This is a genomic window from Candidatus Aenigmatarchaeota archaeon (genome assembly GCA_016932615.1).
Lineage (GTDB): Archaea > Aenigmatarchaeota > Aenigmatarchaeia > QMZS01 > QMZS01 > JAFGCN01.
Map to the genome: position 1 here is coordinate 1 of JAFGCN010000003.1, position 22,180 is coordinate 22,180.

General features: G+C 46.9%; 24 protein-coding genes. 15 read left to right on the forward strand and 9 right to left on the reverse strand.

Features of this window, described 5'->3' with window-relative positions:
• The 9 genes from JW727_00275 to tadA form a co-directional block, all read left to right on the forward strand.
• The coding region (locus tag JW727_00275) for a hypothetical protein (GenBank protein MBN2094460.1) at window positions 1-264 on the forward strand (264 nt) is incomplete at its 5' end.
• A gap of 30 nt (window positions 265-294) precedes the next feature.
• Entirely contained in the window at window positions 295-831 is a 537-nt protein-coding gene (gene thpR / locus JW727_00280) for an RNA 2',3'-cyclic phosphodiesterase (GenBank protein ID MBN2094461.1), read from the forward strand.
• Between the two features lie 12 nt (window positions 832-843).
• Window positions 844-1,590, forward strand: a complete 747-nt coding sequence (locus JW727_00285) for a hypothetical protein (protein ID MBN2094462.1) — start codon at window positions 844-846, stop codon at window positions 1,588-1,590.
• Between the two features lie 127 nt (window positions 1,591-1,717).
• The gene (locus JW727_00290) at window positions 1,718-2,593 is read left to right on the forward strand and encodes a hypothetical protein (GenBank protein MBN2094463.1); all 876 of its coding nucleotides are present in this window, start codon (window positions 1,718-1,720) and stop codon (window positions 2,591-2,593) included.
• A gap of 66 nt (window positions 2,594-2,659) precedes the next feature.
• Window positions 2,660-3,583: an RsmB/NOP family class I SAM-dependent RNA methyltransferase gene (locus tag JW727_00295; GenBank protein ID MBN2094464.1), complete on the forward strand. Its 924-nt coding sequence runs from the start codon at window positions 2,660-2,662 to the stop codon at window positions 3,581-3,583.
• Complete coding sequence (locus tag JW727_00300) at window positions 3,580-4,020, forward strand: hypothetical protein (GenBank protein ID MBN2094465.1); 441 nt, start codon at window positions 3,580-3,582, stop codon at window positions 4,018-4,020. Before JW727_00295 ends, JW727_00300 begins: the two co-directional genes overlap by 4 nt.
• A 4-nt stretch (window positions 4,021-4,024) precedes the next feature.
• The gene (locus JW727_00305) at window positions 4,025-4,630 is read left to right on the forward strand and encodes a hypothetical protein (GenBank protein MBN2094466.1); all 606 of its coding nucleotides are present in this window, start codon (window positions 4,025-4,027) and stop codon (window positions 4,628-4,630) included.
• A 194-nt stretch (window positions 4,631-4,824) separates the two neighbouring features.
• The gene (locus tag JW727_00310) at window positions 4,825-5,406 is read left to right on the forward strand and encodes a hypothetical protein (GenBank protein MBN2094467.1); all 582 of its coding nucleotides are present in this window, start codon (window positions 4,825-4,827) and stop codon (window positions 5,404-5,406) included.
• A 33-nt stretch (window positions 5,407-5,439) separates the two neighbouring features.
• Window positions 5,440-7,029, forward strand: a complete 1,590-nt coding sequence (gene tadA / locus JW727_00315; protein MBN2094468.1) for a Flp pilus assembly complex ATPase component TadA — start codon at window positions 5,440-5,442, stop codon at window positions 7,027-7,029.
• A 97-nt stretch (window positions 7,030-7,126) separates the two neighbouring features.
• Here tadA and ppsA read toward each other — a convergent pair whose 3' ends face one another.
• Genes ppsA through JW727_00330 form a run of 3 tightly spaced genes read right to left on the reverse strand, consistent with a single transcriptional unit; the run spans window position 7,127 to window position 10,728 of the window.
• Complete coding sequence (gene ppsA, locus JW727_00320; protein ID MBN2094469.1) at window positions 7,127-9,397, reverse strand: phosphoenolpyruvate synthase; 2,271 nt, start codon at window positions 9,395-9,397, stop codon at window positions 7,127-7,129.
• 55 nt (window positions 9,398-9,452) lie between these two features.
• Window positions 9,453-9,965 carry a macro domain-containing protein gene (locus tag JW727_00325; protein ID MBN2094470.1) on the reverse strand — a complete coding sequence of 171 codons (513 nt, stop codon included), beginning with the start codon at window positions 9,963-9,965 and terminating at the stop codon, window positions 9,453-9,455.
• Window positions 9,913-10,728, reverse strand: a complete 816-nt coding sequence (locus tag JW727_00330) for an rRNA pseudouridine synthase (GenBank protein ID MBN2094471.1) — start codon at window positions 10,726-10,728, stop codon at window positions 9,913-9,915. Before JW727_00330 ends, JW727_00325 begins: the two co-directional genes overlap by 53 nt.
• Before the next feature lie 69 nt (window positions 10,729-10,797).
• Here JW727_00330 and JW727_00335 point away from each other — a divergent pair, with 69 nt between their 5' ends.
• Entirely contained in the window at window positions 10,798-11,256 is a 459-nt protein-coding gene (locus tag JW727_00335) for a hypothetical protein (protein MBN2094472.1), read from the forward strand.
• Here the strand turns inward: JW727_00335 and JW727_00340 are convergent.
• Window positions 11,253-11,735, reverse strand: coding sequence for a tryptophan-rich sensory protein (locus JW727_00340; GenBank protein MBN2094473.1), 483 nt, complete (start codon window positions 11,733-11,735; stop codon window positions 11,253-11,255). The genes JW727_00335 and JW727_00340 overlap by 4 nt on opposite strands.
• 79 nt (window positions 11,736-11,814) lie before the next feature.
• On the opposite strand from JW727_00340, the gene JW727_00345 reads away from it, so the two are divergent.
• From JW727_00345 to JW727_00360, 4 genes are all read left to right on the forward strand, one after another.
• Window positions 11,815-12,603 (forward strand): hypothetical protein, encoded by a 789-nt coding sequence (locus JW727_00345; GenBank protein MBN2094474.1) that lies wholly within the window; start codon window positions 11,815-11,817, stop codon window positions 12,601-12,603.
• 26 nt (window positions 12,604-12,629) lie between these two features.
• Window positions 12,630-13,046, forward strand: coding sequence for an FAD synthase (locus JW727_00350; protein MBN2094475.1), 417 nt, complete (start codon window positions 12,630-12,632; stop codon window positions 13,044-13,046).
• Window positions 13,047-13,101: 55 nt separating this feature from the next.
• Window positions 13,102-14,415 carry a cation:proton antiporter gene (locus JW727_00355; GenBank protein MBN2094476.1) on the forward strand — a complete coding sequence of 438 codons (1,314 nt, stop codon included), beginning with the start codon at window positions 13,102-13,104 and terminating at the stop codon, window positions 14,413-14,415.
• A gap of 70 nt (window positions 14,416-14,485) precedes the next feature.
• Window positions 14,486-15,091 carry an HAD-IA family hydrolase gene (locus JW727_00360; protein ID MBN2094477.1) on the forward strand — a complete coding sequence of 202 codons (606 nt, stop codon included), beginning with the start codon at window positions 14,486-14,488 and terminating at the stop codon, window positions 15,089-15,091.
• A gap of 187 nt (window positions 15,092-15,278) precedes the next feature.
• Here JW727_00360 and JW727_00365 read toward each other — a convergent pair whose 3' ends face one another.
• From JW727_00365 to JW727_00375, 3 genes are all read right to left on the reverse strand, one after another.
• The gene (locus tag JW727_00365) at window positions 15,279-16,397 is read right to left on the reverse strand and encodes an EVE domain-containing protein (protein MBN2094478.1); all 1,119 of its coding nucleotides are present in this window, start codon (window positions 16,395-16,397) and stop codon (window positions 15,279-15,281) included.
• 195 nt (window positions 16,398-16,592) lie between these two features.
• On the reverse strand, window positions 16,593-17,594 hold the full coding sequence (locus JW727_00370; protein MBN2094479.1) for an endonuclease/exonuclease/phosphatase family protein: 1,002 nt from the start codon (window positions 17,592-17,594) through the stop codon (window positions 16,593-16,595).
• Window positions 17,595-17,598: 4 nt separating this feature from the next.
• Window positions 17,599-18,183: a M23 family metallopeptidase gene (locus tag JW727_00375; protein MBN2094480.1), complete on the reverse strand. Its 585-nt coding sequence runs from the start codon at window positions 18,181-18,183 to the stop codon at window positions 17,599-17,601.
• Between the two features lie 40 nt (window positions 18,184-18,223).
• Between JW727_00375 and JW727_00380 the strand changes: the two genes are divergently transcribed.
• On the forward strand, window positions 18,224-19,081 hold the full coding sequence (locus tag JW727_00380) for a hypothetical protein (protein MBN2094481.1): 858 nt from the start codon (window positions 18,224-18,226) through the stop codon (window positions 19,079-19,081).
• A gap of 3 nt (window positions 19,082-19,084) precedes the next feature.
• Here JW727_00380 and JW727_00385 read toward each other — a convergent pair whose 3' ends face one another.
• Complete coding sequence (locus tag JW727_00385) at window positions 19,085-19,729, reverse strand: HD domain-containing protein (GenBank protein ID MBN2094482.1); 645 nt, start codon at window positions 19,727-19,729, stop codon at window positions 19,085-19,087.
• Between the two features lie 29 nt (window positions 19,730-19,758).
• Window positions 19,759-22,179 carry a U32 family peptidase gene (locus tag JW727_00390; protein ID MBN2094483.1) on the reverse strand — a complete coding sequence of 807 codons (2,421 nt, stop codon included), beginning with the start codon at window positions 22,177-22,179 and terminating at the stop codon, window positions 19,759-19,761.
• Window position 22,180: the final 1 nt, after the last annotated feature.

Consider the following 22,180-nt stretch of genomic DNA (forward strand, 5'->3'; position numbering starts at 1 on the left):
AACACTACCGTCAATAACACCACAAACACTACCGTCAATAACACCACAAACACTACCGTCAATAACACCACAAACACTACCGTCAATTTGATTCCCAAGTTCAGGGAAGACGTAAACAAAAGGCTTTCTCGGGTAAAGGATCAGGTAGAGTCGCTTTCTCAGGGCACCGAAATTAATATAGAGAGGCCGGTTACGGTTCAACAAATCCCAAGCAGGCCAGTAGTGAGGCATGTTGTACTGCCCACAGTGAACTTGCCGAGGTAGGCACTTTATTTTTTCTAATGTATTTGGCTTATGCGTCTTTTTGTTGCAGTAAATATTCCGGATGCGCTTAAGGCAAAAATCGGAGGAATGGCAAAAACACTGGATATGCCCGGCTTAAGGAGAACTTCCGAGAAGAACCTTCACCTCACGCTTAAGTTTCTTGGGGATGTCAGCGAAGATAAGCTGACCGGGGTGGTCGCGGCTTTAAGACGGGTTTCACTTCACCCATTCAAGGCGTCGATTGGCGATTATGGCTTTTTCCCGGACTCCAGAAATATCCGGGTCGTGTGGCTTGGCCTTGCGCGTGGCAGGGAGGAAATGGCAAAACTTCACTGGATAATTGACGAAGCGCTTGCAAGGGAAGGTTTTGCCAGGGAGAGGAATTTTGAGTCACACCTTACGGTTGCAAGAGCCAGTTTTCTGAAAGACAAGGGGCTGCTTTTGCAGCGGATGCAGGGGTTTGATTTTATGGGAGAGTTTGAGGTATCTGGCTTTGACCTTATGGAAAGCTTTCTTAAGCAGGGCGGTCCGGAATATAGGGTGGTTTCAAGCTTTAATCTGGGCTAGAGGATGATTATTATGAGGTATGAAATTGTTCCCTACCGGGGGCGTAAATCGTCTGTCCGGAGACGGTTTGCACTTATTGGAGCAGCCATTCTTCTGATGGCCGTATTGGTGCTGTTTACGACTTGGTTTGAGTACCCCTTTTTTGGCCAAGAAACAAACAGTTCATCTAATCAATCGGATAATAGCACTCAAGCTTTCGGTAGCATGATTTCTTCGGGCTGGACATTAACTTCCTACTGCCTGGCGGATGAGTCTCTTTACCGTGGGCAGAAGGTTGAGATTTTCGATTCAGATGGCGCAACACTTGGGTTTTACCGGAGCGACTTTATAGAGAAAATCCAGATAGAGGGTTCGGGTATAGGTGATGGAGACAGAAATCCCGGGCAGTATATCGCTTACGACTTTGAAATTAATGATGGAAAAACTTGCTACCTTACAGATGAAGTCAGGGGCGCGTTTGGATTGGTTCTTAACGACTGGACTGAAGATTTGCCAAGCATCGCAATAAACCCACCCCTTCCTGCAGGAACAGAGGTTATCCTGGTGGACTTGGGTTCCGATGCTGGTGAAAATACGGCGGAAACCAACCAGCTTCTTTTGAACAGGACGTTTATTGTTCAGGACACCTTTTTTGGCTTTCCCGAAACAGAAAAGAAAATAGATATTTTTATCGGTCGGCAGAAAAGAGTAGACTATTCTGGACCTGAATCATTTTTCATGAAAAATGTCACTGTTTTGATAAAGCTTCCAGAATCTTGATTTTTGATGATCTATCTTACTGGAGTTCTGGACTTGCGCCGGCTAATCTCTGAGTGTCACATTTTTTGGGGAAGCTTGGATATCGGTCGATGCCAGCTTCTTAATAGGTTTTATTTGAAACTAGATTATGGAAATTGCCCGAGCAGTTGTTATTGCACTAGGTATAGTTCTATTTCTGGCGGTTATCCTTGCAGTCCCATATTTTGGGCTTTTTGGTCAAAACTCCAAAAATCCGGAAATTGAATCTAATGCCTCAGTTTCAGATATTGAAGGTCTTTTGAATCAGGATTCCGATTTGCATTTGCCTGAGGAAGAGGCGCCTTTTGAAGGCAGTCAGGAGGAGGTTTTGGAGCCGGCAGAGGAGACGCTTCCTTCATATACGCCGATTGTACTTCCTGATATTGGCTCGGACGTCGTTCTTTACGAGGGCTCAAACGCAACCTGGAACGGAATCTGGATTTACCTGGAGTCTATTGGAGAGTGTGAAGGCGTACCTTATGTGGAGTTCAATATAGGTGCCATTGGGGACGATTACGAGGGAGACGATGGATATCTAGAGTATGGGGGGATAGACATTTATGGGGATGGAATTGTCTGGGCCAAGTCTCTATCTTACTCAGATTCTGGAGAACCCGGAATCGCAATCTTGCACATCTTCCCAATAGTCCAATTAGATGCTTCAATTGGAGACAATGAAACCCTGACTCTCCATGAGGAGGTCTATATCCAGAACGAGACCTCAGAAAAAATATGTGGGTATGAATTTTACTTTGAATCCATCGAGGATGGGCAGGCATTTATGGGTATAGGGTCGGAAAAGGGACTTTATGAAGCTGGGGAAGTTTATGCTCTTTCCGGTACAGGGCATAAATTTAAGTCTGAAGATGGGGAGTTTGAATATTATGCTACTGAGCTGAAATTCAGGCCTGAGTTTATGGTTCGGGGAAGCGATGGAAAGGCCTGGGTTGTGATTGATGCAGTTTGCGCCCTTGTTGTCAGTTGACTGGGGCATTAAGGTGTGCTTATCCAAGGCAATCTGCCAATTTGAAGATTTACACCCAGTTAATTAATGGCAGACCCAATCCTCCCTAAGGGCTTTAAGGAAAAATACTCGCAGATTCTTGGAGAGAGAAACCCAGAGTTCCTGAAGTTCTGTGCAATGCCCCTCAAAAAGACCGTGAGGGTCAATACCCTTAAAGTTGATGATGTGCCTGGATACCTGAAACTTCTGAAGGAAAGGGGCTGGATTCTTGAAAAAATCCCCTGGTGCGATTATGCCTTTAACGTCTCAAACATCGAGCCAGGAAAGACGGAGGATTACTTTTTTGGAAAAATCTACGTGCAGGAGGCGGCAAGCTTGCTTCCCTCCCTGGTTTTAGCCCCAAAAGAGCATGAGTTTATTCTTGATATGTGCGCAGCGCCCGGAAGCAAGACAACGCACCTGGCGCAGCTTATGAAGAACACCGGCTGCATTGTCGCTAACGACGTCAACTACAAGCGGCTTAAGGCGCTGGGATTTAATATCGAGCTTACCGGCGCCCTAAATACGGTTCTTACCGAGATGGATGCAACTAGAATAAATCTTGAGGAGCGCTTTGACAGGATTCTTATTGATGCCCCCTGCACCTGTGAGGGGACTGTCAGAAAGGACTGGAAGGCGCTCTCGAAGTGGAATCTCAGAGTGTGCCGCTATATGGCTTCCCGTCAAAAGCAGATGCTGAAAATCGGGGCAAAAGCCCTCAAAGCAGGCGGCACTATGGTTTATTCCACCTGCACCCTTTCACCTGAGGAAAATGAGGGAGTTGTTGATTATGGTATAAAAGAGTTGGAGTTGGTTCCCGAAAAGGTTTCCCTCAATGGCCTGAAGACTTCAGATTGCCTAACCGAGTGGGACGGAAAAACCTTTGACGAGGGAGTGAGAAAAGCAGCGCGGATATGGCCCCAGGATAACGACACTGAGGGATTTTTTTTGGCGAGGTTTAAGAAAGAATGAGCGCGGGAAGGGATTTTATGCGGTTTTTGGAGGAACGGTTCGGGCTTCATAAGGGAATCTTCTCCAAGTTTTCATTTCATGAAACAAGTGACAAGGTTTACGTGCTTTCGGTTGACATTCCAGGTGTTGACTTGTCGGGCCTTCGGGTATTTAGTATAGGCATAACTGCCGGGAGGCAGTTTGACAAGTCCGCAAGGTACAAGCCGACAACAAACCTTCTGCAGATTTTCGGGAAATTTGCTACTCGTAATATTGTGGACATTACCGACGAGGAAAAAGAGGATTATATGCGCGGCCTTGACATCGAAAAGGAAGCAGATGTTGAAGAGGGTTATGTGATTGTTCGGCACGGAAAAGACATTCTCGGTTGCGGGCTTTATTCAAAGGGGAGCATAAAAAACCAGGTGCCAAAGGCAAAGCGGATGGCATTGAGGTAAGAATATGGTGTTCAATTGCCCTCCCGAATGTGATTGGGTGCACCCCAAATACTATTCTTATAAAGGAGTGCCTGGAGCGCACAGGGGGCTCATATTTGTTTTTGAGGCAGATGCAGGTTTTTGGGAGAAGGTTCTCTCTATTTTTAACAAAGATGACCTTTTAAGCCCCCCGGTAAGGTATAGGGAACCTAGGCCTCATTGCACAATCTCAGGCAGGATATATGACGATGTGCCTTTTTCCATTCTGTTGGATGCTTTGCAGGGCTCTTCTTGTTTGGATACTCCGGCTGTTTTTCCAAAAACCCTGGACTTTTTAAGAGATAATGTGGGGGACGCAGTATATCTGAAGCTTGAAGAGGATTCGTTTTGGCACGCCAAGGACAGTGTTTTGCCTTGGGATGCGTCTTGCCAGCAATATGTTCCGCACATTACGCTGACACATGTTGGTTCAGGTAAAGGCAAGGACTACTGTGCGGAGCTTAGTGATTTTGGAGTTAATCCTGCTAAATTAAATGCCTTGGGAATTAAGTACAATCTTTCTCGAAGAATGGATGCTTGCTATAACCTTCGCTCCAAAAACGTGACGGTTTATAGGCATAAGGGCCGGTAGTGCCATAAGACTGGCGTGACAGTTCACAATCTACCTCTGGGGGGGTAATGTTTTAGTGTGCTGAGTTGGGCATTGCGCTGAGCGGGTTTTTCGGGCCTGCAATAAAGATTGGCTATATATAGTGGAGAATTTAAGTATTATTACGCAGGATGGGATACGTCTCTTCAGTTGTATTTGACTCGGTTGACCGAGGGATGCTAACCGGACCTATAGAGCTGGGCAATTATGGCCATCGTCCGGAAAAATTTAAGTTGCCGGGTTCAGAGAACAGCTACCTGCATGTGCGTGGTGGTCAGGCCATGGAGATGAATATTGGGCAGAAGGAGACTGGTGTGGTGGTTTCTAGGTACGATTCAACGGGCAAAAAGTTTGGAGATGTCGTTGGTTGTGTCCTGCCTGCAGGCGAGGACCCTAATAACGCGATTTCTGCGCTTTCTAATGCATTGCCAAAGCCTCTGACCCAGTACAAGGTCTCTGTTTTGCCGGGACCCCCTGGTAGCATAGCAGGTCGTGACGTAATGGGGTCTGTAAACGCTCTTAGGAGTGTCGAGAACGCACTCCTTGATGCGGGATTTAGTTACGAAAAGCAGAATCCAGGGGGTGAGGGATTGGTTGGCGAAATTATTCCAAATAAACTCCAACCCAGCGACTTTCCTTCTGCTGACCATTCAGAGGTGTTAGTTAAGCCGGGCATATACACCAAGATAGAGTATGAGCCCACTCGAAAGGATGGTTCGCCGATTAACCACACAAACATAAACCTCCGTTACTGGTAGACCCAAGCTCATTTATTAATCCTCTCTAAAATTATGGGACTTTTAGGCGGAGAAGAGTTAATCGTTCCTGATACGTCGATTTTGATTTCAAGGAAATTGACGCAGATGATTGACAAGGGAGAACTTAAGAATGTCAAAGTGCTTGTGCCTGAGTTTGTGCTTGACGAGCTTCAGGCGCAGGCAAGCAAAGGCAAGGAAATTGGTTTTTTGGGCCTCGAGGAAATAAAGGATCTCCGGAAGAGGAAGATAAAGCTGGAATTTGTGGGCAGAAAGCCCACCCTGGACGAGATAAAACTTGCCAAGTCCGGCCGGATAGACAATTTAATCAGGGAAGTCGCGCAGGAGAAGAAGGCGACCCTTTACACAAAAGACCTGGTGCAGGCGGTTATCGCTGAGGTTTATAACGTCAAGGTAAAGTACATTAAAGACGACAAAGCCCCAGAGGAGTTGGACTTTATCCCGCACCTTACAAAGAGCACAATGTCGCTTCATTTCAAGGTCGGCTGCCTTCCCTACGCAAAGAGGGGAAGCCCTAAGAAGTGGAAGATTGAGCGCATCGGAAAGGAAAAGCTGTCCAAAAAGAAGTTTGATGCGCTTGCCAATTCCGTCCTGAGATCTATTAGAGGCCAGGAGCACTGCTTTGTGGAGTTCGAGGAGTATGGAGCCATGGTTCTGCAGGTCAGGGACATGCGAATTGCCATCACCCGCCCACCTTTTTCTGAAGGCGAAGAGATAACGATTGTCCGGCCGATTGTAAAGCTTACGCTTGATGACTACAAGCTTTCAGACAAGCTTAAAAACAGAATAGGTAAATCTGCTGAAGGCGTTATTATCGCAGGTCCTCCTGGAAGCGGAAAATCGACTCTTGCGGCAAGCCTGGCGGAGTTCTATCATTCACTTGGAAAGGTCGTAAAGACCATGGAGCAGCCAAGGGACTTGCAGGTGAACCCAGAAATCACCCAGTATGCTCCCCTTGCCAAAGACTTTGGGCGGACTGCTGAGATTCTTCTGCTTGTCAGGCCGGATTACACAATCTATGACGAGCTTAGGTCTGTTCGGGATTTTCACATCTTCTCCGACATGCGCCTTGCCGGAGTTGGAATGGTTGGCGTGGTTCATGCGTCGAGCCCTGCTGATGCTGTCCAGAGGTTCATAAACAAGGTTGAGCTTGGAATGCTTCCAAACATAGTAGACACGATAATTTTCGTTGACAAGGGAAAAATCGAGGAGGTTTTTTCACTTAAGATAGCTGTTAAAGTCCCGGCAGGAATGAAAGAGCAGGACCTTGCAAGGCCGGTAATTGAGGTAAGGTCTTTTGAAACCGAAGAGCTCAGGTACGAGATTTACGTTTTTGGGGATGAAACGGTGGTGATGCCCTTTTCGGCCTCTGGGAAGGAAGGCGCAATTGATTCTCAGGGGGGATTGGTCGGGCTTGCCGTGAGTGCGATTGAAAGGGAGGTTTCAAAGTACGACAAGCGTCCGATTGTCGAGCCGCTTTCTGATGGCTCGGTGAGGGTTTATGTTTCAAAGAAGTCAATTGCAAAGATTATTGGAAAGGGCGGAAAGAATATTGAGAAGCTTCAGGAAAAGCTTGGCGTCCATATTGACTTGGCTGAAAAGTAGATCCTTTGACAGGAATTTTAAGCAGTTTGATTTGCAAACTGGGCACTTGTAAAGGTCAATAAGGTTTTCCTGAAGAATATTTAAATTTTATCTGGACTTATTTCTTCTTCTTTTCAAGCTTTGCGACATTCAGTTTTGTCTGAAGGAACACGTCCGGGTTGACCGAAATGGTGTCGATCTTGTTGTCCAGAAGGAACTTTACGTACTCGGGGTACTTTGAAGGCGCCTGTCCGCATATCCCAACCGGCCGCTTGTATTTGTGGGCGACTTTTATGAGGTTCTCTATTGAAATTTTTACTGCGTCATTTCTTTCGTCAAAAGCGAGGCCCTCATTGTCCCTGTCCATTCCAAGAGTAAGCTGTGTCAGGTCGTTTGAGCCGATCGAAAACCCGTCAAAGATTTTCGCAAACTGGTCGGCCAAAATGATGTTTGAGGGAATCTCCGCCATCACATATACCTTAAGCTCTTTTCTGAGCCCTGCTTCCTCGATGATTTTCAGGACATTTTTTCCTTCATCGATTGTCCTGCAGAAGGGAATCATGACATCTACATTCTTAAGCCCCATTTGCCTTCTGACTTTCTTTATTGCCTCAAGCTCCAGCATGAATGCCGGCTTGAATTTGGGGTCAATGTACCTTGAAGCGCCACGCCAGCCCATCATAGGGTTTGACTCCATTGGCTCGTATTCTTTTCCGCCCTTAAGGTTCGCATATTCATTTGTCTTGAAGTCAGAGAACCTTACAATAATCTGCCCCGGATGAACCGAAACTGCCAAAAGCGCAATGCCTTCTGCAAGCTTGTCGATGTACTCCTGTGACTTTCCGTTCTTTATGGCGTAAAGCGGGTGCATCTCTATGTGAGATGCGATAATGTTTTCCTCCCTTGCCAGCCCTACGCCATCCGGCTGGAATGAAGCAAGGTCGAACGCCTTTTCAGGGGTTGCAAGTATAAACATGACTTTTGTCTTGGTCTTTGGAAGGTCGTCCAGGGAAATCTTATTTACCTCGAAATCAATCTTTCCATTATAAACTGCGCCAGAGGACCCTGTTGTGTCAATGGTTACGACCTGGCCGTCTTTAAGGACTCTCATGGCTCCTTCAGCGCCGACAATGCAGGGAACTCCAAGCTCCCTCGAAACAATTGCTGCGTGGCTTGTTGAGCCGCCCCTTTCAGTAATGATGCCGGCTGCAATTTTCATTATTGGCTCCCAGTCGGGGTTTGTAATCGAACTTACCAAAACTTCGCCTGGCTTGAACTTTCCAATCTCACTTATGTTCTTGATGATGTGGACTTTTCCGGAACTTATCTTCTTTCCAACTGAAATCCCCTGGAGGATTGTTTTTCCACTTCCCTTAAGTTTGTACTCCTCGATGACCTTGTGCTTTGACTTGTTCGAGTGGACTGTTTCAGGCCTTGCCTGGACAATATATAATTTTCCGTCGACCCCGTCCTTTGCCCATTCTATGTCCATTGGGGTCTTGTAATGTGCCTCAATTGCCATTGCATATTTCCCGAGCTCTTCAACTTCCTTGTCGGAAAGCACGAATGCCCTGACTTCAGAAGCAGGAACTTTTGCTTCCTTTGTGCCGGTTTTTCCATAGATAAGCTTGATTTTTTTCTCGGATGGCTTTTTCATTATGACTTTTCCTGTTGGCTTGAAAACATAGAATGAGTCTGGCTTCACCGTTCCCTGTACAATGTACTCGCCAAGCCCCCAGATTCCGTCAATGCTCACCACATTGTTAAACCCCGTGTTCGGGTCAATCGTAAACATGACACCTGAACAGGCAAGGTCAGACCTCACCATTTTCTGGACGGCTATGGAAAGCTTGACTGAGAACTGGTCAAAACCCTTGTCTGCCCTGTAAGAGATTGCCCTGTCAGTAAAGAGAGATGCGTAGCCCCTGACGACACATTCCAGAAGCTCCTTTTCGGTCTGGACATTTAAGTAGGATTCCTGCTGGCCTGCAAAGCTTGCGTCAGGCAGGTCTTCGGCAGTTGCAGACGACCTTACGGCGACACTGCCCTTGCTTCCGGCAAGAAGCCCTTTGAACGCAACCAGGATTTCATTTTCCAGCTTTTCAGGAAGCTTTGATTTTTCTATGATGGACCTGACCGCTTTTCCCTTGCTCCTCAGGTTGTTCATATTGGTTGTGTCAAGGTCTTTCAAAAGTTCCTTAATCATCCTGTCAAGGTTGTTTTCCTTTATGAATAAGTCGTAAGCTTCAGCAGTGATTGCAAAGCCGTTTGGAATCCTTACTCCTTTTTTTGACAATTTGCAATACATTTCACCAAGCGACGCATTCTTGCCTCCAACAATCGGGACATCCTTGTACGAGATTTGTGAAAAGGGTATTATCAATTTCATAATAATATTGAAAAAAGTATATATACTCTTTGGAGATTTTTTGTTTCAAGAATCGCTAGTTTTTGTAAATTCTTTTAATAGCATCAATCCAGAATTTTACAAGTTCCCTGTCGGTGTCGATGAGGAGAACCTGCCTTAAGCGGGTGGGCTTGTGGAGGGAGATTTCCTGGACCATTATTTCGGCGGCTTTTTCTTTTGGAAAATTCCCCACTCCTGTTCCCATGCCGGGAAAGGCAATTTTGTCTGAGCAGTTTTCCTCTGCGCATTTCAGGGCGGCTTGGGTTGCCTTTCGAAGGTCATCTTCTTTTGCCCTGCTGATTGGTTTTTTCATTGTAGGGGCGTGGATTACGAGCCGGGCTTTTAGCTTTCCGCCGCTTGTGGCAACTGCGCTTCCCACCGGAATAGGCGCGTGTCTTACTGCCTCTTCTTCTATCCTGCGCCCGCCTTTATCCAGAATGGCTTTGGCTACTCCTCCCCGCATCGTTCCATAGCTGTTTGCCGGGTTTACGATAGCATCAACGCCTGCTTCGGTAAGGTCTCCTTGCCATGCCTTGACTTCTAAAATCATCTTTATTTTCTCTTCCTGGAGCCGGCCTTGAACGGCGAACTTGTTTTTTGCCCTCTTCCTTGCTTTTTATCCCCAGTTCAATCTCCTCTCTTGTGGTTTCCTTCAAGTCACCTTCCTTTATGCCTGTGAGATTAATCTCCCCGATTTTTACCCTTATGAGCCGGAGGATTTTGTAGTTCAAGGCCTCCATCATCTTTCGGATAATCCGGTTCCTGCCTTCGTGAATTGTAATTTCAAAAACCTTGGGGTTTTCATGCACATTGATGCCCGAAACTTCTACAGTTTTCCCTTCAACTTCGACTCCCATGCGGATTTTTCTCTGGTCTTTTTCCTTCAGGGGCTTTCCCAGGACGACTCTGTAGGTTTTCTTGACTTCGAAGCTTGGGTGGGTAATCCTGTTAGAAAGCGCCCCGTCATTTGTAAGAATTATCAGCCCTTCAGAGTCGTAATCGAGCCGCCCGACAGAAAATATCCTCTCCCGTATCCCTTTTTCCTTGAGGAGATCCTTTACGCAGGGACGGCCAAACTCGTCGCTCATGGTTGTCACATAGCCCTTTGGCTTGTACAGGAGGAAATAGAGCTTTTTTTCCAGGCGCAATGTTCTTCCGCTGACGGTTATCCGGTCTGTTTTGGGGTCAGCTTTCTGCCCCAATTCCGCCACTTTTCCGTTAACTCTCACCTTCCTTGCCATTATCAACTCTTCGGCTTTTCTCCTTGAACAGATTCCCGCCCGCGCAATGAGCTTTTGAATTCTCTCTTCCATAACTTATTTATCTTCTGCAAGAATAGGCATATGCACTAGAAATATGTATTTATATAGAGATAGTATATAATGATAAAGGAAGTATTGTTTATCGGAAGTGGTGAGCAAGAAATGGCCCTTGCAACTTCGCTTGGACCTTCAGTGGATATACGATACGGCTGCCCGGATCTTGAGTCTAAAGGTTTGGAACCTTTTCATGGGATGGGGGGATACCAAAAAATATATGATTTGTTTAAGTCCGTGCGAAATAATGGTTGCGATGCCATCATAATAGGCCAGGGCTATGAAGATGCCCTTTCGCTTACGCCCAATCCCTTGAAGGGCTTGAAGGTTCCGGTTATACACTTCAATCCAGACTATCCCGATGCACTTGTTTACACGACTGCAAAACCTCCCTATTTCGATGAAGATTCATCAAGGGTTGATACATTCATTGGAGGTTATATTGAGCCAAGCACATTTTATCTGGCCATTAAAAGAGCGGGAGGCATTAGGGCTGATAAGCTTATCCAAAAGCGGTTTGGCTAGTTCAGCTGCCAGATGTAGAAATTAAGCACAGTTGCAAAAAGCACCCAAACTAGATAGGGCATCATCAGGTACGCCGCCCGCCTGTCAATTATCCAGAATTCCCAGGTCGTGACAATTATTGCAACTACGAGGAGCATTATGCAGATAAATGCAGCCGGGGGGCTTTTAAGCCCGAAGAAAAGGATTGACCACAGTATGTTTAGCCCCAGCTGCGCGCCAAAAGCATAAAATCCTCTCTGGGCGTCCAGCGTTTTCAGCCCGTCTTTTATGATGAGGTATAGGGCGAGGCCCATGAGCGTGTAAAGCAAAAGCCATACGGGCGCGAAAACCCAATTTGGGGGGCTAAACCACGGCTTGCTAAGCCCTGCGTACCAGGTGGGAATTGCGGGGGTTGTCGCAAAGGAGCCAATGAAGCCAGCCGCCTGGCAGGCAAGTATCGAGCCCAGAAGCTTTGGCCAATCCACTTTTTCAGCCACCATAACTTACCTGTGCTTTAATTGTATTCTTTTTGTATGGTTTTGGGGCATAGTTTTATATGCACTTTCTTGGAACAACTTTATGGCAATTGAGTACATTAAGTCCAGATTAACTCCTCCTGGAATGCCCAGCGAAGGAAATGCCTTGCAGAAGGCAAAAGATTGGTATGTTCTTTCGTTTGGAGAAAACCCGCGTAAGGAGTCTCTTGAATCCGGACTGGAGGGGCTGGATACTGGAGTGATGAGCCATAACCTCTGGAAAGCGAAGTATGGTGCGCGTCTTTTGCCTCCAGGCACAAGAGAAAGGGTTACCGATGAAATTTACAGAAGGGCCGCTTATGGCTCAACAAAGAGGGTTATTGATGCTGGCAACGTACTTTCGCATGGTGTGTTCAGGCAAGAGGAAAAATGCTGTCCCTGTATTCCCTCTATTAGGGGACTTACCGAAAGATTGCTTTTAGAGGGGTATAATTTCAAAACAACCTGCGACCCTCAAGAGATTATTGGACCCATACTTGAGGACCGGGCGGGGTTTTCTGAAGGAAACCTATTTGCAGAAGAGGATTTGTTTTCAAAATCTTCAAACGATTTTGCAAGAGATTTATTGGAACGTTCTCTTCGCACGGGAAGGTCTAAGGACGCTGGACTTATCCCGCATTATGTAAATTGGGCGTCATTAGAGAGGTCGAATAAACTTGGAGACTCGGAACTTTCCGAAGAAGTTGCGCGTAATCTCAGAGTTGCACTGGAAGTTGGGATAATCAGCAAGGAGGACTATCAGAACTATGTGCTCAGGTATGAAGGAGCAATCCTTTCAGCAAAGGATACTCTTGATGATTATTATAGAAGAGAACTGGATTTTTTCAAGTAGCATATTTATCAAATTCTATTAATTTTATGCCTAAGACCGTTTTGGTGTTTGGAACCTTTGACATTTTCCACCCCGGCCACGAATTTTTCCTGAAAGAAGCCAAAAAGCACGGCGACACGCTGGAAGTCGTGGTGGCGCGCGACAAGACCGTGGAAGAGGTCAAGGGAATGGCGCCAAGAAATGACGAAAGAAAGCGGGTTTTTGTTCTCCAGTCCTTGGACTATATAGATGAGGTCATCCTTGGAAGCTTGGGCGACAAGTATCAGATTATAGAAGCCCTCGAGCCGGACGTAATCTGCCTTGGCTACGACCAGAAGGCATTTACGGACAATCTGGGAGAGGAAATCAAGAAAAGGGGGCTGAAGGCAGAAGTTATAAGAATAAATAAAGCCCTCGAGCCGGAGGTCTTCAAGTCCTCGAAGCTTCGCATAAGGGTGGAATAGCCCGCTTCAGGCCGTCGAGCCGTTTTTTAGAGTTCCTATTTTAAATAGCTATATTATGGACATAGCCGTCTTTTTTGCAATAGCTGCGCTAATAATCATCCTTGGTTTTCTCGGCGAGCTGGTGTTCAAAAAGACCAATGTCCCCGACGTCTTGTGGCTCATGATTTTTGGCATACTTATCGGCCACTTTTTTGGATTTTACCAAACGGACCTTATTGCCGATATCGCCTCAATTTTCACCACCTTTGCTCTTATATTCATACTTTTCGAGGGCGGGCTTAACCTTAAAATCCATGAGGTTTTTGAAGGCATGTTTGGCGGCTCCCTTCTAGCAATTGTAACCTTTATCTTTAGCGTTGTTTCCGTAACCGTGGTTGCGGTTTATTTTGGGTTTGGCCTCGCTCAGGGAGTTCTTTTGGGTATGATTCTGGGAGGCACATCTTCTGCGGTGGTTGTGCCCATCGTAAAGCGATTAACCATTTCTAAGCAGGCCTCTTCTTCCCTGGTGCTTGAGTCGGCGATTACCGATGTTCTCTGCATTGTTGCGGTTTTGGCGACAATTGAGATTTACGGAATTGGCTTTGCCAATCTCGATACGGGGCTTCTTTTGAACAGCGTCCTGAGCAAGTTCCTTCTGGCTTTCTTTATCGGAGGCGTCGGTGGCTATCTATGGCTCCATGTTCTTAACAAGATGTCCGGGCACACCAAATCCTATATGATAACGATTGCCTTTTTGCTGCTAATCTATTCCTTTACCGAGTACCTGAAAAGCAGCGGCGCAATGGCATGCCTTGCCCTGGGCGTGATTCTGGGAAACTCCGAGCGGCTAATGAAGCTAGGAAGCAACGGCGAAACCCAGACAAGGACATCGATAAGAGAGGCAGAGAGGTTTTTTTACTCGGAAATCTCATTCCTTGTAAAGTCCTTCTTCTTTGTTTACCTGGGGCTTCTTATGAACTTTTCAAGTGTGGAGCCGTACCTTATCGCAGGAGTTATAGTTTTGGGTCTGTACCTGATGAGGCCGATTTCAACCCTTGTCGCAGGAAAGAACTTCACTCCCGAAGACCGGGCGGTAGTCGACAGCTTGGTTCCAAAAGGCCTTGCCCCCGCCATTCTTGCCGGGATACCTCTGAAAGCTGGCATTCCCGGAACGGAGTCCTTTGTCAGCATAGTCCTTGCCTGCATACTCATATCTATACTGCTTAGCACAGTGCTTGTGTTCCTTGCTGAAAGGAAGAAATACTGGGGAATCAGCAATTACCTTCTTGGAAGGGTCGCCAAAAGAAAGGCGCTTGACTTCAAGGGTGCGCCTGATAAAGAGCCCACCACAACACCTTACTCAGAAAAGCCCCCCAAGAAATCCAAATAGCGTATGTGGCATAAGTTGGCTTATGGTCCGGGTGAATTTGGCATCATAAGGCAATTCTTTTTATAATAATATGATAAAGGCAATCATATTTGATTTGTTTGGGACACTGACCTGTGGGGGCTGTGACCCTGAAAAGGAGATCATCAGAGTGTTTGCCCTTAGGGAGGACTATAACTTTGTGGAGAAGGTTGTATCCGGAGCCAAATTTGGGGGCATGGACGCGTATTTAAGCAATATCATTAATCAATTGAATCTCCCGGATAATCCGGAAACAAGAAAAGCCTTGGAGGATATTTTCGAGCAGGATGTTACCAAGGAAAAAATAAACCCCGAGATGGTGGCTTTGGTAAAGGCCTTAAAATCAAAAGACCTCAAATTAGGGCTTCTCTCGGATATGCCAAACCCCATCTATGACCTGGTAGGAAAGGCCAATTTGTGCGCTCTTTTTGACGAAATATTATACTCTTACAGTACGGGATTATCCAAGCCGGACCTAAGATTCTTTGGTATGATGGTTTCCAAGCTTGGCGTGAAAAACGAAGAGATAATCATGGTTGGCGATTCCCTAAGGAGAGATATCAGTCCTGCAAGAGAGCTTGGCATGAAGCCGATTCTTTTCCAAAGTGCGGATCAATTGAGAAAAGAACTGGCATCTTTTTCAATAAGCGTAGATTAAAGGTTAACCTCTAACTGATGGAATTTGGCGAAGTTTTGCTGACCAATAATTTACAAACAGATAGACAAAGCAAAATTTGGGTCGAGTGAAACGAGCCGCTAAATTCCTGTTATACGACCGAGCGACCTAAGGGAGTGAGGCAAGCAACTCCGAGAGTTGCGCAGCGTATGACGCAGGGCGGCGGACTTTAATCTTCGGAATACTCAGAATATTCATCAATTATTGAGTCATTCATGTGTTCTAGTTTCTTTTCTTTTGACAGTTCAATAACGGAATCATAGGAGATAAATGAACATACTTCGGAAAGTGGGTTTTCCCCCATAAGTACAAAGACTGGCCTAGTGATTTGCTTAAAGACAGCTTCTCTACGTTCAACGGGCGCAACTATGTGAATCCTTATATTGAGCATTGGTTGTAAGGCCAACAAGTCTGCCATCCTCAGTATCCCAGAGTATATTGATGTGGTATCTTCTACTTCAAAAGCTCTTACTATTGAGCGCCTCTTTATCCATAAAACATCTATATTCCGAATCGTCTTTAACGTAGTTTCGTCAAATACTAGTGGAAGGTCCTGCAAGAGAGTATCTTCATCTTTTGGCTTCCAAATACCCAAAACTCGTGCTCTGTCTCCGTTTGGAAGCCAAAGTTTTAAGCCAAGTTTTTCTCCAATTTCAGCAAGCTTGGCTTGGACTACAATAGAAGTCCGTTTTTCCTTTTCGGCAACTTCCCTTTCTGTTTCTTCCATCCCTTCATCATCGGGGACAGAAACTGAAACTTCTTTTTCATCACTTATCCTAATTTTATGAGTCTTTAACTTCTTTTGTTCATCTTCGCTGAAAGCAAAGTTTTCAAGATTTTTTGATTGAGCCAACAACTCTTTCTCTAAGAATTCACAATCCTTTTTTGGCCATGCGCGAGGACTTGAAAAGACCATATATGTCCACTTGTTACTGTCATTGCTCAAATCTTTTGTGAACGATAAATTTTTCCATAGGCGGTCATTATGAATGGGTATGGCCTTTTCAAGAGGCAACCACACTACGGGCTTGACCTTAAATCTTAGTACAAATGGGTCTTTTTCCTTGGTAAATATGGGTTTATCCTCTTGATAGGGCTCACTCTGAACTTCAAGGACTCCCACAAATCTCTGAATTCTCGTTACATAGCAGATAAATTTATCGCCTGGACCTATCTTTTGGTTTTGAACATAAGCCCTCCTAGAGATTCTAAAGCCACTCACATCTCTCATAGAATTTTCAAAGGCCTGTGCAGTTTCTGGAGAAAAGAGGTCTATATAGTAGTTCATAATATGATGGGGGTCTGATTTATATAATATGGGTAGTAGTCCGCCGCCCAAGTAATATGTTGTATAACACCAATTACCCGAACGAAACATTCGCTTTACCCACCCAAATCTGCTATAAAGCGAATATGGCTCCTGCAATATATAGCACAGGTGTTGAGTAATACTTATGGGATTTTGCTATCTGGATTATTTCGATTATCCAAAAAGAAACTGAAAAGCGCCATCCAAAATGCCAGTCAAGCCGCCCCCTCGTGGAATCTCCTGGCTTGTAAACTCCGCCCAGACAAGGTAATGGTCGCTTACGGCGTCTGTGGTAGTTGCTGAGATCCCGTAATTTCCTGTGAAGTGGCGCTTTGCTTCACCCGTGAAAATAAACCTGTCGTAAGCGCAGCTTGTTTTAGCTGCAGTCGTGTCTTCAGAGTCGCTTACAACCCAGGTGTACCTGGAGTCCCGAAAGCCAATCTGCTGAGTTTGAGGCAGATAATTGCAGTCGGCGTTGAGGTCTCCCAGTACAATTATACTTGGGGAACCTGCGGATTCCTCTGCCCTGTAGAAATATTCAAGCCCTTCAAGCTCTTCAATGTTTCGGCTCGGGCTTGTGTGCGCGCTAAGGAGAGTAAAGGTGAAATTATCTTTCTGGAAGACTGCCTTGAAGGGCTGGCGCGCCATCCTGCCGATATTTGAGTCGGCCAGGTCGCATGGGTAAGACGTGTCGCCCGGGTCCAGGACAAGCCCCGAATACACTAGCGCCACCCGGTCGGGATTGTAAACATAAAGGTACCGTTCGTCCCTCACGGCATCTGAAAATACAAATCGGTAATCCTGCCCGTATTTTTCGTTAAGGGCGAAGTCAAGGGCAAGGGAGATAAGGCCGCAGTTTTCGTGGCCGGGGCAGGAATCGCGGTTTCTGGGGCACGAAGCGTCCGATTTTTCATACAGGTTGCTAATCTCCTGGATTGCAATTATGTCGTAACTTTTGATGTTTTCTGCGATAAGCGCCATCACGAGAGGGTCATTTGCTTTTTTCTGGCCGAAGTTTTCGATATTCCAGGAGGCAATTCTAATCTTGCTTTCGGGGGCAACTTCAGCATTTGCTGAAAACAGGCCCGTAAAGGATCCACTCGACCAGGCAAAAACAAGCACTGCAGCAAAGATGATGGCGAGGCTTACGAGAAAGCTCCTAAAAGGCTTCTTCATAATTTCAGATTATCGGAATATCTATATTTTGATCATCTTCAAGCCCGAGATAAATTTTTGGGTCTATCGGGCTTCCGTCTTTGTCCTTGACTCCAAAATGCAGGTGCGGGCCTGTGCTCCTACCCGTGTTTCCGACAGCACCAATTACCGAGCCGGCTCCGACATGGTCCTCCAGGGAAATGTTAGCTATTTTAGAGAGGTGCGCATAAGTGGTAAATGTCCCGTCGGTATGCTGTATTTCTACCCAGTTTCCGTTTATCTCATGGTTGTAGCCAATGCCCACTATATTTCCGTCCCTAACTGCCCTCACTGCAGTGCCCTCGCCTGCGCAAATGTCCACCCCCAGGTGAAACGACGGCTCGTTTGTTATGGGGTCGGGTCTTGGCCCGTAATCTGAGCAGACAGACATTCTTTCCAGAGGCATGACTGTGTTTCCATTGTAAGGCAGGATCTGCCCCGGGTAGCTGTTTTTCTCCTCGATGAATTGGCCATAAGCTCCAAGGGCAGTCTGCCTTAGGTCAGGGCTTAATAAAAAAGCCGCAATAATTAGCAGGAGCGAAGCCATTATCGCCAGATAAAGCTTTGGCATAATCCATTATCTCACTATTGGTTTTATTGGAAGAACTATTATGGCTTTCGGCACGAAGGTAATTCTTTTGGTATTGTCCATATTGCTGGTTGCGGCCGCTGCTTATTTTCTCTTCTCGGACCAGGGAGGCAATTCTAAGCCCACCGAAAGCCCTCAGGAAGATGCTATCCATGGCTGCGTCTTGTCGGCAGGGTACGCCTGGTGCGAGTCAAGCCAGAAATGCATGAAGCCTTGGGAAGGGGACTGCCTTCCATCCGGGGGCACGGAAGAGAACAAAGCGGTCGCTTTTTCTGAGGCCTATGTGAAGGGGCTACCAGACTATGTTGATGGAAGTGGACGGGGCCTTAAATTAAAAAGCATCCTGCAAAATGGCTGCCCCGGATGCTGGATAGCTTATCTTGGGTTTGACGCAGATTCCGCTAAGGGTGCCGACCATGACAAATTAACTCTTAAGCTTATCCTGGATGAGTTTAGGGTGGTTGATTCTGTTATCACAAGGGAAACTGTGGTTGTCCTGACTGAGGATGAGTGCAGGAATGCTTCTGGAAGAGTCGCTTTTGTGGCAAATGGCACTGCCTGCTCCGGCGATGAGCTTAATGTGGGCGAAATTTCCGGACTTGGCGGGCTCTACGCCTGCTGCGCGTCGCAGAATCTGCAGGAGGACGGAAAATTCTGCTTAAAGGGAGGGGGATTTTATGCCGAGGGCGTGACCCTGAACGGACCTGCCGGCTACTGTTTCTTTGCAGATTCCCGCTCCTACTGCCTTTCAAAAGCGTTCATGGATGGCGCCTGCATAGAGGGAGAAGCAAATTACAAGTGCGACGCTGTCGGGACGGCCGCAGAGGGCTTTTACGACACTTATACAAAAGACCTTGTTGCCTGGTACGATTGTGGCTGAACTTTAGCGTATTTTTGAAGAATTAAGCGATCCATAGAGGTCTTTTCGGGAAATGCTGCCGTTTCCGGAAAGAAACTCTGCAGCTTTCAGGAGAAGAGTGCAGTCCTGGCACACCTTGCCTTTAGCTACCGTGTCTGCCTTGAATAGCTGGAACAGGTCCATGCGGTCCACAGGGACGCCTTCGAGCAATTTTTCTGCGGTTTCAAGAGAGTCACTTAAGTTTTCCTGGCTGCTTGCATCCAGGGACTTTATTATTCCAAGCGGCGTATTGTGGTACTCGACAAGCAGTGCTACACTTTCCTGGTTAAGATTAAGTTGTTCGAATAGTTCTGGCTTTCTTTTTCTCAGCAGGTATGCACCGGCCTCTCCATGCTTTGGAAAGGTATGGCAGAGGACTCCAGGGCAGAGTTCTATATATCCTTCATCAGTCAAGACCGGCATCGCGGTCATTGGCTTTCCGAGGTCATGAAGGCAGCCGGCGGCGACAAGGTTTCCGTCCCCCGTTTCAATAAGATTTCTTCCAGTAATCCTGCTGTGGTCATAAACGTCGTAACAGTGGTGGCAGTTTTGCCACAAGCCCCTGCCCAGTTGAATCTCAGGCAAACCCATCAGCGTTCCCTCCAAGACATCAAAATACCTTTCTTGCATAAAACTTGAAAAAATTTACCTATATTTGCTTATCTCAAGGCCTTTCTTAGAATCCTTGAAACCTCATCCCTGGAGTAGATTTTACCGGAAAGGTCTATGCGAAATTCCGGGTAGCCAAGGGCTTTTATGTCAGGCAGGTTTTTGGTGAAGTCCAGCGGATGGCTTCCCCTTACTGTTGCCCTGCAGTCCTTTTGGGTTATTATGAACTTGCCGAGCTTTTTTGAGGTTACTTCGATTTCCCCGAAAGTACAGGCGCTTTTCCCGGGGCAGCCGAACACAGCCGCCTTTGGGCAGGACTCTGAAATGAAGAGCGGAGTGTACTGGTGAACCAGGACTTTCTTGTTTTCGGCGCCGCTTTTCGAAATTGCCTTTAGCTCGTCGTATCCGTTTTCCGGGGAAAGCACTGCCGACTTTGCGCCAAGACCCTTGAGCGCTTCAAGGGCAAGGTGGTTTGTGGCATAAAGCGGCCAATCAGCTGAAATGTCCTTCTCGCCAGGCCCGCTTTTCAGGAACTCAAAGCCGGACAGGTTTGAGACTTCCCATAAGGAGTATCCTGCTTTTGCAAGCTCCCCGATTTTTTCATAAAGGTCTTCTTTTTCCCATGAGCGTGTTATGGTCGGAAGGGCGAGCCGTATCCCATTTTTTCCGGTAAGGCCCGAAAGGAATTTCAGATGGTTTAGGAGCCGGCTTGTGTCCTGTCCTTGTACGCAAATGACAATTTCCTTGAGCCGTTTTATCTCGGAGGCGTCAAGAAGGCAGATTTTTTCTGCGTCGTCGAACTTGATGGAGTAGGAAACCTTCAATTGGGTGGAATGCGCTTTTTTCTCTGCCTCCTTTTTATGATTGGCTGCGATGAGTCCCTTGACTTTTTCAGCCCTTTCCACGAGGGCTGAAGAAATCTTTTTCTGGAGCTTCTGGGCAATCTCACGCCTGATGGCGTTGAGTTTTGACGCAGGAATGAAAACCTTGTAGGGGTTTTTGACTTCGATTTCCTTAAGCGCGAATGGCGTGTCTCCAAGCTTTTCGAAAGCTTCCCTTACCGCTTTCTGGGTTTCGGAGGGGTTTTTTGCGTCTCCAAGGGAGAGCTTTTCCTCGTGTGTCGCAACAATATCGCTTTCGCCGGCGTGCCTTGCTTTTGCCTTCGCGCTTACCACCACGCCTTTTGCAGAGAGGCCGACCTGCACGATAACCTCACGCTTAATCTCCAGCTTCCCTGGTTTTGTTGTCTTGTCCAGATATTTTTTCTTAACGCTTATTGAAGAGGAAAGAAACACTGTCGTCCCGGCTTTCAGCTTTGGGTGGCGGTCTGGGAGAAGAATGTCTACTTTTGAGTTTGCTGGTGCGCTGAAGATGGTTTTGCCCCGCTCTTTCAGGAAAAACTCTACCGGGAAGCCATACGGCTTTGCCAGTCCCGGGACTTCGACCTGAAGCCCGTCATGGCGTTCGATTGGAACGCTTGTGACAAACCTAATCGCCTCTTTTCCGTGCGGCGTCGGGAGAATTCTTTCGACTTTTCCTATTGCAAGCCCCCGGTGGCCGGTGTTTCTGGGGTCGATTACTTCTTTGTTTTCTCTTGACCGGTAATATGCTTCTGTCCATGGCCTGCTGAATATCGTCCGGATGTCGCGCTCAAGCCCTTCCATTTCCCGGCGGGAAATTTTTCCGTCAAGGATTTTCCGGTAGTATGAAGTTACGGCGGCGACATAGGGGGGGCTTTTTTTTCGCCCCTCAATTTTCATGGAGCTTACGCCTATCTTTTTGAGCTCTTCTATGAGCCCTGGCACAGCAAGGTCTTTCATGGAGAACGGAAGCGCCTTTTTGCCCCCGATTTCGAAGACTTCCCTGCAGGGTTGGGTGCACATCCCACGGTTGGCGCTTCGCCCGGTTTCAGCTGATGAGAGAAGGCACAGGCCGCTGTAGGAGTAGCACATCGCCCCATGTATGAAAACTTCGGTTTCTATTCCGGATTTCTGGGTGATTTCCTTTATCTCGCCCAGGGTAAGCTCTCTGGCCAAAGTGACTCTTGAAAATCCGAGCTTTTTGAGCGTAAGCGCGCCTTCAAGGTTGTGGATTGCCATCTGGGTGCTTGCGTGGAGCCGGATTTCCGGGAAGTGGTCCTGCGCAAGCTTTGCAAGCCCCAAGTCCTGAATGATTAGCGCGTCAACTTCAAGGTTTGAAAGCTGAGCAAGTATGTCTATGATTTCCCCCAGCTCCTCCTCGTAGATTACTGTGTTCAGCGTGACGTAAACCTTCTTTTTCGGCTGAAGAGACCTGGTGTAAGCTATTATCTCGGAGAGCTCTTCAAGAGTGAAATTTTCGGCGTCCGCCCTTGCCGAAAACTTCTGGAGGCCCAGGTAGATGGCATCAGCCCCAAAGTCAAGGGCTGCGTGCCCAGCGAGCGGCCCTCCCGCCGGGGAGAGCAGTTCCGGAAGCCTTTTTTCATTTGCCATA